This window comes from Spirochaetota bacterium, assembly GCA_034190085.1.
Taxonomy (GTDB): domain Bacteria; phylum Spirochaetota; class UBA4802; order UBA4802; family JAFGDQ01; genus JAXHTS01.
This window is the reverse complement of the sequence record JAXHTS010000013.1, coordinates 35,755-48,304: the sequence shown is the minus strand read 5'-3', so window position 1 is coordinate 48,304 and position 12,550 is coordinate 35,755. Positions and strand designations below refer to the sequence as shown.

Annotated in this window: 8 protein-coding genes; 2 read left to right on the top strand and 6 right to left on the bottom strand. The window is 40.9% G+C overall.

Annotated features, from left to right (window positions below):
• Positions 1-194, top strand: a 194-nt coding sequence (locus tag SVZ03_02780) for a hypothetical protein (protein MDY6933131.1), incomplete at its 5' end; no start/stop codon positions are given.
• Between the two features lie 152 nt (positions 195-346).
• Here SVZ03_02780 and avd read toward each other — a convergent pair.
• Positions 347-646 (bottom strand): diversity-generating retroelement protein Avd, encoded by a 300-nt coding sequence (gene avd / locus SVZ03_02775; GenBank protein MDY6933130.1) that lies wholly within the window; start codon positions 644-646, stop codon positions 347-349.
• 81 nt (positions 647-727) lie between these two features.
• Positions 728-4,084: an SUMF1/EgtB/PvdO family nonheme iron enzyme gene (locus tag SVZ03_02770; GenBank protein ID MDY6933129.1), complete on the bottom strand. Its 3,357-nt coding sequence runs from the start codon at positions 4,082-4,084 to the stop codon at positions 728-730.
• Between the two features lie 835 nt (positions 4,085-4,919).
• Here SVZ03_02770 and SVZ03_02765 point away from each other — a divergent pair.
• Positions 4,920-7,277 carry a sialidase family protein gene (locus SVZ03_02765; protein ID MDY6933128.1) on the top strand — a complete coding sequence of 786 codons (2,358 nt, stop codon included), beginning with the start codon at positions 4,920-4,922 and terminating at the stop codon, positions 7,275-7,277.
• A gap of 41 nt (positions 7,278-7,318) precedes the next feature.
• Here SVZ03_02765 and SVZ03_02760 read toward each other — a convergent pair whose 3' ends face one another.
• The 4 genes from SVZ03_02760 to SVZ03_02745 form a co-directional block, all read right to left on the bottom strand.
• Positions 7,319-8,221, bottom strand: a complete 903-nt coding sequence (locus SVZ03_02760) for a prenyltransferase (GenBank protein ID MDY6933127.1) — start codon at positions 8,219-8,221, stop codon at positions 7,319-7,321.
• A gap of 179 nt (positions 8,222-8,400) precedes the next feature.
• Positions 8,401-8,604 (bottom strand): hypothetical protein, encoded by a 204-nt coding sequence (locus tag SVZ03_02755; protein ID MDY6933126.1) that lies wholly within the window; start codon positions 8,602-8,604, stop codon positions 8,401-8,403.
• 116 nt (positions 8,605-8,720) lie between these two features.
• Positions 8,721-9,386, bottom strand: a complete 666-nt coding sequence (locus tag SVZ03_02750) for an MBL fold metallo-hydrolase (GenBank protein ID MDY6933125.1) — start codon at positions 9,384-9,386, stop codon at positions 8,721-8,723.
• A gap of 29 nt (positions 9,387-9,415) precedes the next feature.
• A complete protein-coding gene (locus SVZ03_02745; protein MDY6933124.1) occupies positions 9,416-12,517 on the bottom strand; it encodes a VWA domain-containing protein in 3,102 nt (1,033 codons plus the stop codon).
• Between the last annotated feature and the right edge of the window lie 33 nt (positions 12,518-12,550).

Genomic DNA, 12,550 nt, shown 5'->3' with positions numbered 1-12,550 from the left:
TGATTCGTCGGAGACTTCGGTGCATGAAGAAAAAGCGTATTTCGGTCAAAGACAACTTGAGAATCCCTAACAGATTCTTTCAAAAAAAAGGACTTGTCTCACTTTACTCATTTGTATCAAAAAATGAATATCAAAGGGTTTCCCCTTGCTATTCAGGGGCAATGCTAAACGGGCATAATGACAAATTGCCTTAGGGGTCGCCCAGTGCGAGAAAAATGCACGCTGGTAAATATAGGGAATTGACCCTATTGCGACAACGGGGAGGTGGTGGAGAAAGCCACTGTCTTACCCACTCAGCATCTGATTATTGACTTTTCTCATAGTTTTTGGCTGCATTCTTCTCAATTTATACTTCGAGAAATATATACTCATATTTTTTAATGCTCAGGTATTTAAAATCTTTAGAAAGTCGTATGAGATATCTTAATTTTTCAATCATTAAGTTAGCTTCCTTCAGATATGACATTTTCTCCTTGGTGTAAACTGCCTGAATAATCAAATCCATAATATCGAGCAGCGACTCCTCAATTCTGTTACCGAGTAGAAAACGCTGGTTTCTGGGAAAACTCTCAAGAACAGGGATTATCCATAGTAATAGATCGTAAACTTTTGTAAGCGCGTTGATTTCTTTAATCTCTTTTGCCATATTTTACGCGAAATTGTGATTTTCAAAAATTTTTCGAACCGCCTTCGGCGGTAAAGGGTAAAAGAGTAAAAGTACAAAGTGTTACAATTGAGCCCTGGCGCAACGAAATCCAACATCGTCGTACCTATCGAGCGGGACGCTGTTGAAGCGAGCTGCACAGCGACAGTAGTCCCGATCAATGCCCCACGAGCCGCCGCGCAAGACATATGCATCCCTATACTCGTCATACAAGCTAGCTGTCCACTCCCAAACATTACCTGCCATGTCGTAACACCCATAAGGGCTTTTGCCATCCGGGTATTCATCCACTGGTGATGTGCCTCCTCTTCCACTTTCATCTGTGTTGCATAATTTTCGATTAAATTCCCCCCCCCAAGGATAAATTCTACCATCTGTTCCACGGGACGCCTTTTCCCACTCCTGTTCAGTAGGCAGCCTCTTCCCTGCCCATTTTGCATAAGCATTTGCTCCATACCAGCTTACATAAATAACAGGATGTTCCTCATACCCCTTCTCAACAATATATTTATTTCTTTCTTTTCTTATCCTGCATTTTTCTTTCCTAAAGCTCCCTTCTAAATTAATCCATTTATTCAAGTTCTTCTCTCCTGGATTTGTACTATTCAGGAATGAGCAAAACTGCTTATTCGTGACCGGAAAAACATCCATATAGAAAGATGGCAGATTGATAACTCGCTGTGGTTTTTCACTGCTTCCTGCTACCTTGTCATCTTCACGACTTCCGTAAAGGAAGTCGCCTTCGGGGATGAGCGCCATCTTCGAGTTATCAATATCATTTATGATAAACATTTGCCTTTGTTCAATTTCAGCATCTTCATATGTAGGTATATCAACCCGAGCGCCTGTGCTGCTGACGTGCTTCAATATTCGAATAGCATTCCTTTTAACATCATCAGACAGGTCATGATTATTTACAGCTTCAATAAAGGGCTTAGCTGGTTTAATTATTGAATCATCAATAGCGTCAGTAATAAGTGTAATATCTGACTTAAAAGCTTCTGTTTGTATGATAATTTTCATGAAATCTTCAATAATCGATGGATTATCAAGCCCCAGGCAGAGAAGTGTAACCTCCCTCCACCACCTATTGTTGTAATTGTCTGTTAGAATGTTAAGCTGGCGGGTATTTCGTATATGCTCAGCGGCAATGAATTCCTGAAAACTTAGGTGGCTGAAGCCGTATTCGGATTCGCTGTAGCCAGTAAAAATGCCGGCCCTGTCACGGATATTGTAAAGAAGCTTTTGGGGATCGATTCCCGATTTGCCTATTATTTCAAGAGGCTCTTTAATCAAATCAATTATTTCTTTAAGCGGCGCATGCCGCTCTTTTTCTTTTTCGTGAAGCCACAAAGCCACAGGCTGTAATATCCGCCTTGCCTGGCTAGCTGAGAGCAGAATATCAAGACCCTTGGCCATGTCCCATTTCTCAAGAAGCACATTTACGCATTCCTGGTACAACTCCACCCTCCGCTGTGGAAGCACAGTTCCCCTGTCCCTTCGCACAAGGGCAATAATCTGAAGGAGCAGTGGATTTACAGCAAGCTTCTTTATTGATTCAGATTTTTCTATTTCTTCAACAAGCTGTAATGCCTGCTCGCGACCCTTCTTCATCCACGCATCTTCAGCATCTGGAAGCATGGCAGCTTCAACAGACTCGAACCATCTAATCAGGAATGACTTTATTTCATCCGGAGTAAAATTCTGAATAGAAAGCTCGAGCACAGGCTGGCCTTCCAGCCTGCTTTTTCCCATATATCCAGCAAGTCTTGAAGTGATTACAAATCGCGTATGCACATACTTTTTTCTGGCATCATCAATCCATCTGCAGGTTTTGATGCGCGCATCCTCATCAGCAACTTCGTCAAGACCATCTAAAAGTATGATGCCCCTATTGTTATTAAGAAGCTTTTTAAAATCTTCACCTGAAATTTCGCAATTGTAGAAACAGCATATCCTTTTAATAAAATCCAATAAGTCTTCATTATCAGGATCTTTTAATTCCCTAAGAGGGGCGAAAAACGGGATGATGTTCGAATCCAGGCCTATTCTTTCCATACCCTTGCCGTCAATTAGCATTATGAGGATATATTTTAAGAGCGTGGTCTTGCCAGAACCAGGGTCGCCCAGTATTACCATGTCCTTTATTTTTCGTGTTTCAGCAATCTCAAAAGCTTTCTTGATGTCAAGCGAGGGCAGTTGTTCCTTTCCTGCTGCCACTTCCTTACGCGATCTGTTTTCGAGATCGTAAGCATGTATATGCGCGCGCATGTTTACATACACGCGCTCAATCTCAATGGGCACTCTGAGATTGGTTTCAAATCCCTGCATGGGCAGATGTCTATGTTCGTTTGAAGCATATTTGACATACTTCCCGAATATGCTGTCCTGTTCATTAGCCTGCTTTATCTGTTCCTCTTTCTTCTTTCTGGTTTTACTGTCAGAGGCAATGTTTAGTGAAAATTCCTTATGGCCATCATCTCCAGTTTCACCATCCAATACCCATTTGCCTTCGTGGTATTTTCTAAAATCCAGCCTTATTTCATTTTCCGACCAGTCAAATGATATATACTGAAACCTTGCAGGTTTCTTTGAATCGCTGCCAAGATATGCTCCGCCAACCTGAAACTGACAAAGGCTACTACCATATTCTTGAAAATACCCGCCCCCAGCATCGTGAAGATGACCAGTGAGTATAATAGAGTTATTAAGATAGGTTTTGCATTTACTTCTATCTTCAAGCCATAGCCATTCCAGCGGGTGATGAAAAAGATTTATTTGAAGATTTACATTACCTTGTTCCTTAAGCTCCTCTATAGCCTTCTTTGTCTGGTATTCCCCAATTGCTATTTTCTCTTTAATAGATGATTCATCAGGCGATTTTCTGCACATCCATGCGGAGTTTAATCCCACAAGCCCTATCTTCTTTCTACAGAGGGCTTTGTAAGAATAAACAAAGGGGATAAGCCTTCCATGCTTGCTTTTCAGATGCGGGTAATTCTTTTCGATAAAAGTAAAATATTCATTTAAACCTTCGAAAAGTTTATTCCTTTTATATTCCTTTTCAAGCTCCTCATTCAAATCTCTCATATCGTTGTATGTGGGGACACCGCTACTCTTTAAGTATTTCTCTCTATTCACATCATGATTGCCCGGCACAATGAAGACACTTTCTTTGGGAAGCTTGAGGTTTTCACGTAGATCATAGAAAAATGCTTTTGCATGGTCATATTCATCTTTGATTCCATGATAAGCGATATCACCAGTAACAACGACAATCTCCGGTTTAAAGCCGTTTTCTCTATCTTCTTTCACACGCTCAATCAAAGGATCAAGCACAACAGACCTGTCGAAATTCTCTTTAGTATTTACATGCAGGTCAGAGATATGCAAAATCTGAAATATTTGAGTTTTTCCCATAGCATCTAATCCTTACTATATTTACTCATTGGCAGGCAGGGGAGAAATTCGCACTGCTTTCCGGAAATGGCATATTAGACTTGTTGAGAGACGATAAGGGTGGTGTCTTAATTTATCGAAATATCATTTCTGATGTCATCCCCCTGTATGCACAGGTGCAGGCTCTGCGAATGCAGGAATCTATAACCTTCTGAAAAACCAGAAGATTCCGGCACTCCGGCCGGAATGACATATGTTATAATTTAATTATTCGATATATTCATACACTACCCGTTATAGCTCATATAGACATAAAAGTATTATCATATGGAAGAACAAGTCAAGCTGTTATTGGAGTAAATAGATAAAGTGGGATTGTACCATTGCAGATCTGAAAACGCTCCGAAGTCATTAAAAAAATAGCTCTGCGCCCATTCGAAATTCTTTTATATGCAAAATATGGACAAAGTGGATTATTGCAGGTTTTAGGTTAAAGGGGGGACAAAGGCGCAATTTCTATGATTTTAGAAACCACTCAATCAGTAATTGTAAGGGCTTTTCCACACATGTTGTGATCAACAGCACCTCCACTATCAATCACCTGTATGCATGGGTGCAGGCTATACGGATGAAGGAATCTCATCATGATTCCATTCTATAGAGACTCCTGCATTCGCAGGAGTGACATTGAATGCAACTGTCTTTACACCCCACCTATGAGCATTCTTTTCTTTTATAGAGGACAGATGCATTTTTTTGTTGCTATATTGAATTAAAAATATTATTTTAATGTATAATGAAAATTATGACACATATTTTCAATTTATATTCCAAATTTCCTCCCTTCAGAAGGTTGATGTGGCCTTTCATTGGCTTTGGTATGTCAGCCCTTGCATTGATCCTTATCCTTCAAAACAATGAAGTATCCACTTCTCCTATTGGTTGGGAGAAGAATTTTGCCCTCACACCCATGAGGATCAAGGCAAAAAATGTACAGATTGCCTATAAGGGCAACATGATTGCGGCAGTGTATGAGGGCAAAGAGAAGGGAATGGCGGGGATATACGCCTCAATATCATTTAATGGCGGCAAAAAATTTCTTCAACCGATCAAAATCGCTAACATAACCTCTATCATTGAGCAGAGGCCTCATGTTGCCATCTCTAGCAATGGACATATTGCTGTGGTGTGGCAGAGTTTAGTCAGCAATGATCCAAACAGCAGGATATTTTACACAGTGTCAACCAATATGGGAGCCTCATGGCAGCCCCCGAAACGCCTTTTTTTGCCATCAGAGGTGGAGTTACTCCCATTGGCTTTTTATGATGACAGGGGTGTATTGCATATCTTTTATAATGGTCTCAAGGATAAAGCCTTCAATCTATTTCATATTACCAGCGCTGATGAGATGAGCTTTAAACCTCCTCAACCACTAATCAGCATCTCTGAAAGATTGAGGGGGGCATTCTTCCCGGCTATTCTTCTCTCAGGGAAATATATATTTATTGCCTGGCAGGGGAAGGAGGAAAAGCTGGGAATACTATCTGATGACATATTCTTCATCAGTTCAAAGGACTATGGCAAAAGCTTCAGTTCCAGCAAGAGAATTACCGAGAATAAGGCCAATGACGCCTCTCCTTCAATGGTACTGTCTGATGATATTCTATATGTTGCATACCAGAATAATGAAAACAAAAACTGGTCAATAAAGCTCTTAAGGGGGTTTGATAGGGGCAATTTATGGGAAAAAACAGCGATTACCATCTCAAAAACAAACGCTGACTGCTATTCACCGGTAATTGTGAATTCAAATAACAATGAAATAGTAACGGCATGGCATGATACCGGAAAGAAAAAACCTAGAATTTTCGCAAGAAAATTTCTAATTTCAGAGAACAAGCTCTCACCCATAGCCATGCTCTCAAAGAACAATATTTCTGCAAGAAAACCAGTCGCAATTGCAATGGGTAGAAGAGTTGTCGTTTCATGGGAGGGAGACAAAAGGATAATGACCAAGTATTCCGATATTCATGTGGACCCACCGGTAGTCTATTCCAGAACTCATCCCACAGATACATGGTCAAGATTATCACGCGCTCAAATTGAATGGAAACACCCGATGGATGAATCGGGCATTGTTGGTTATGCCACATTAGTTAACGATCAAGAGGATTTTAATCCTAACATTCAAAATATTGACGGCAATATCAACAGCATAAAAATACCCGATCTGGATAATGGCGTAACTTATTATCACATTAGGGCTATTGACGGAGCCGGCAATTACAGCAGGACGATACACTACAAAATTCAGGTTAGCAGAAACCCCCTACCCATGCCGCTTGTGGAATCACCTACACATCCTGAAGGGAAAGCTGTAGATTCCAGATCTCCCATTCTTCGATGGACTATGGATGAAACACCTCGTTTGAAGGGCTTCCTTTATAGCATCTCAAAGGGATCCATCAAGAAACCGGATATCTTCACAATAGATTTTGAGATGAATTTTAACGATTTAGAGGAAGGAAGATATTTTTTCAATATTAGATCAGTGGACAAGACTAATTTTCTAAGCAGAGTCGCCACATATGAGATCATTGCTGGGAAGGCCGAGGAGCTGGACTACGACTTCTATGGAAAAATTGCCCAGGGTTTTGTTGATGAAATCGAAACTCAGACAAGGATTACTGTTTCCCCAAAGAAAAAGAAGCCGCCCCCATCAGTTGAAATAGAATTTCCCTTTGATATTGGGAAACCCCACACCAGCTCTGCCTTTATGGCGCGCATAAAGACTAATAATATCAGCCAAAAGAATATTATTGGATATTCCACCTTTGTTACCAATAAAAGCCCAATGCCTTTAGACAGGGTAAATAGTAGGGATAAAACAATTAACATCGAGGATTTAAAGAGCGGAGAATACATCATAGGCGCTAGATGCAGGTATTATCGGAAAAAAAATGGCAAAAGGGTATTGTATTGGACGAAACCTATTATAAAAAAGTTTTCGGTTTCTCTTCCTATTCAAAATCCGCCATTAGTTGCCTATATGGAAGGCATATCCAAGAGGGTATCCGACCACAATGTCTGGATAACCATCCCCATCTCTCTGGTCACAATTATCCTCACCTTTGTAACAGGTGTTGGGACAAAGCTATCCTTTTACGCAAGGCTGTTCCAGTTGAGAATAGGCAACATTATTAGAATGCTCTAAAATTAAATTACTCCCTAGCCACACTTCATTATCACTATACTTCATTGTCCAATAAATAGACCAACCGCCAGCAATAAGGGGGTTAAAATATTTATGATAACATTTCTTCCCATATATGGGATAAGCTTAGGTATGTCATCAGCATTTCTGGCAACACCCATCACAGTTGGAACAGCTATAAAAACAGCAGCAAGAGCAATAAAGGCCTCAGCAGGGAAGAACCCACATAAATACCCTACTATGACTGAAGAGAATGCGCCGGCAAGGAATATCCCATAGATCCATACACTGGCATGTCTCCCGATTACAATGGGGAAATGCCTTCTACCTACTGCTTGATCAGCCTCAACATCCGGAAATTGATTTAGAAGCAAAAGATCACTCACCAGGAAAAACGGCACTAATGAAGCCAAGAATGATGTCCAGGAGTATGTACCGGTGAGCACAAAGTCAGTTCCCATTACCATCAGTATGCCGAAACCCATTCCAGGAGCGATCAAGCATAGCACTGGATTCTTAGTAACCCAATTCGTATAAGCAATTACGATTATTATACCGAATAAGCCTAAGGGCAGAAGCCACAATCCCCATACTAAGAGGAAATATATACCTATAAGAATTGTAACGCCCAGGGAAATGAGGCCCGTTATTAAAGCGAAATGTGGCTTGTCAGGATTTTGTGGAAGGGTGCCGCTACCTCCGCTGAAGGGTGTAGGCTTTGTGTTTAAATCTAAACCACTGGTAAAATCATAGTATTCATTAAGCGCATTAACACTGATGTGTATTGAGATGGCTCCAACAAGGGCTAAGGCAAGGTAATAATAATTTAACTCGTATCCCGACCATGAGGCTGTAGCAGCGCCCAGAATAACACAAACAGGATTTAATATGAGAAATGGTATTCTCATTGGTCCTAATATTAATTTTGCATATTTACTACCCATGAATATCCTCGAATTCTTAGTCTATATCCCAAAAACATCCTTCATAACACTTTACAGCATTGCTCAGTTATTTCTTAGCTGAAGGATGAAAGGAATATCTCATTTTCATAATGCTCTTGAATCTCTCCCAGGACATCTTCATCAAGACTAGATAAATTCTTTTCTTAGAAAAACTAAATCTATTCCATCCGCTCGTTTTGAGTATTCCATTCGTGATGGCAAAAACCAAGACAGTACCGTCTCCTCCTCAAATGGTTAAGGGTAAAACTTAGATATTTTAGATTCTGAGGATCATTCCAAATTGTTAGAAATGCTGACAATAATTTTTTCATATCCACTTCATTGGTTTCAGGCACAAACTCCATTATCTCAAATTGCTCCATTATAAGCTCTCTGCAAATATCTTAACAAATATTTATATATATTGTCGCTTTTTCCCAAAATCACGAAAAGTGAGGATATTTTCGAGCATGGCATTGCATACAACTATACTATAAGATTATAGAAAAGATTCTATGTATCGTCTAACATTCTCCTTCCCAAAATAGACTCCAAAATGCCCTTCACAAATGATGTCAGCTTCAAGTGATAGCATGAATTCCAGGGATTGCAGATAATCCCCCCTATTTGAGAGTATCACATCATTCAAAGGGCCATGCACATCCTGCCCGAAGAGAACTAACCTGCCATCAGAAAAGGCGGTCAATACAGCAGATCCAGGGGAGTGCCCAGGCGTATGATAGAATTTTAGCTCAATGCTGCCAACCCGAAAATCCGCAGGAGAATGCTGAACCTTAATATCTACGGGTGTGGGTTCCATCGTGGCGCCATACCAAGAAGCGGCGGTTACCTCAGAATTTCCATTCTCAATGAATGCAGAATCCAACTCATGAGCTATCACCTTACAATCCGTTGCTATCCGAAGGGCATTAGCACCACCTGTGTGATCATAATGACAATGCGTCAAAAAAAGATACTTAATATCCCCTAATTTAACGCCCACCCTATCAATATTACCAATAATCTCATTGTGCCCCCTTCCGGTTCCGGCATCCACAAGCACAGCTTCACTGCCGTCAACAATCAAAAATACAGACGCATCAGAGACATGGGATTCCTCTGAACCCCCGACCTGGCATATGTGTGAAGTAATCTTCATGGTCATAGTATTTTCAAATTTAAGACCGATAAAAATTAGGCAATCAGCGATTCTACTACCTTAGGCATCACCTCAGGCAATGTATATATATCCTTGATAACGAGGTAGTTGTTGGGATTGCACATCTTTCTAAGATAATCATTACCGCTCTGATCCACTGTAATGCAAAAGGGCAAAATGCCATCTTTCTTTGCCTCAAGCAGAGCCATCATGGTATCATTTAGGGCATATTCTCTAGAACGCCTATCCTCACCATAATCATGGTCTTGAGGGAAACCATCACTCAAGAGGATCAGGAGTCGCTGGTCCGACTCAATTAACCTCATTTTCTCGATTGCATGCCTGATAGCTGCCCCCATACGCGTGCTCTGTCTGGGTTTGATGCCGCTTACGCGTCGCCGAACTGAATCGGAATAGGATTCAGAAAAATCCTTGATGCGGTAAAAATCTACCTTTTGCCTGCCATATCCTGAAAATCCAAAGATTGCATACTCATCATCCAGAGCATCCAAAGCCTCCATCATAACAACCAGGCTCTCAATCTCGATATCAATAATCCTCTTCCCCTTTTGCGCATCATGTGCGCCCCCGGAACATTGACTCAACATGGAATCTTGTGACATGGAATTCGATACCTGATTAGTTGGAACCAACTCGTCAGTGGAGGCGCTCATATCAACAAGGAGAAGCGTTGCTATCCTTCTTGCCTTTCTCTCTCTGCGGCAAAAGATCTTATCCGAGGGGCTTACATTGGCCTTACGATCCATAATCCACTGAATCATTGCAGGAAGGTCTATTTCATCTCCCCATTCCACCCTCCTTACAGTCTCTATGGCCTCTGGACGGATCCGCTGGAACTGCCTTCTGACCCTCTTGATAAGCTCGCTGTAGTTATTATAAATTGATTCTATTATTCCGGATTCAGATGAGTCGACCACACCCTCCCTAATACAACACCACTTTTTTCTATAATCTCTTTGAAGATAATCCCACTCATCATAATAGAAGGGGCCCTCCTGTTCAGTCGATCGGGATACCTTAGTGACAAAAGAGCAATACTCCTCTTCATATTCTTCATTATTCTGTCCCTCTGCCCCATCCATCCCATTTAATCCGTCAATGTCTGTGATGAAAAGGCCCTGTGAGCTTTTATCCTCACCATTCATATTCTTCTGAAGCAAGAGATCCCTAATATTATCACAAAGCCCTTTGAGTTCATCCAGGGGCATAGGAGATCCCCAGTTGTCATCAATACACTCAATTGATTGAATGTCCAATTGGATAGGATCAGGAATAATGTCGGGATACAGTCTTCCACGAAAAGGGATGGGAATGGATGGTGAGTATGGATTGCTAAATTTGCAAGCTATGTCATCCTCAATCTCCATCATCCGATAGATTTTCGTATTTGACAATGCACTCAAATAATGATATATTTCCATAGCCTTCTGAAGGCTATCCCAAACACCTTGAGCCCTCTCATAAAAACCGTCAAAGGCATTGATTAAAAAATCCACATGTCCAGAAATCACGGCTGACAACGCTTGTTCATTAAAATGTCCAACACTAAGCCTCAACAATACCTCCACAAGCGCCTCTTGAAGGGGAAGTTCCTTCAGACAAGTCCTTTTATCTATGGCATCCGGAATGACTATATTCAATTCTTTCCTTAACCCAGCGTATTCCTCCTTTAGCCTCCAATCGATACGACCGTCTTCAATAATTATAAAGATATCTAAGGCGAGGTCCTTCTGAGGAAGTGATTCAAATATGGCCATAATAACAGAAAGGCCAGATTCAAAGGTTCCAAATTCTATGTACCCAGCTTGATGAGCCACTGCTACCTTGTATTGTCGAAAATTCGCATCTTGGCTATGCTCGCCCACAGCAAATGGCGGCAAATAGATAGAATTGCCGTCGCTTGTTGGATAGAACCTTGCCGGAGAGTTTTCATGATTATTAAGGTCTTCTGTGCTTTGAAGTTTAAGTCTCTTTCCGACAAGAGCCTGAGCATATAGGGATAACACATTTCTATAATCATCTAGAAGCACAGCATTATTCCATCTTAAAATCTCATCATTGGCCTCATCTGAGGCAAGAGAAAAATAATCAATACCGCTTTTCTCATCATGATGAAGAAGAGAAAGCCCCTTCTCAACCCATTTAAGGAGAAAGGTCTCAGGCATCATAACTAGATAACTCACATTTTGGAAAAACCCTCTAGCAGCATCCAGTGATATACTAGCTATTGCCACCACATGCCTCATAACACTATCCTGACTCGGATTGGAGAGCGCGCTGATTCGGGATACAATTTCATCACATGTATCAATAATTATTTCAGGATGTCCGGATGAAATATCTCTGATCATATCAATGAATATACCCCGAACTGTCGGGCTAATGTTGAGAAGAACATCCGGGAATTTCTGGTAAAACTCCACGGCATTTTCAGGAGATTCATCCACCAAAAGAGAGATAAGCTTGAAAAATTTTTTTCGCTCTGTTCTATACAAGAAGCCCAATTGATTTGGTGTTAATAAGAAATAATTTGATGCAAGTCTAACCGAGCGCTTTAATAATTTCTGACCAACAGCAATCCAATCAGTATGTTCCTTAAAGGGTATGAGTTGCAGCATAACCGGACTCGATTTGAGAAGGGAGATTACCGCCACCTCATATGCTTTGTCAATCACAAGGATCTTCATGGCCATCTTAATCCATTTGCGCACATAAAAGGGTTCGCCATTTTCAAGAAAAGCTGATAGGGATTGAAAATATTGAGCAGATGCATTTGGAAAGCGCTTTGCCATTTCTAATCCCAACTCGACCCAATCATATAGGTAATGAAAGGATATACGCGATAAGGACACTGAGGAGGATGAATTCAAATCGGTATCTGAAACGGAAATATTAAAAGGGCCAGAGAAAGGCATTCTACCAAGAAAATCCCATTCTGTAAATTCTTCCCTTATTAAATGTGGAAGAATTAATGGAAAATCATTGAGAAAGGCGATAGAGCTTTCAGGAGAGACCTCCCAAAGGCGCTCAGCAAGACCTATAACCAAATCTCGGGACATGCCCTTAGGCCACTCAATTTCAGCAAGTGGTTTCTCTTCAGTAAGAAAGTCAATCATATGTGCGCTATCAATCATTATCTGGTTATTATT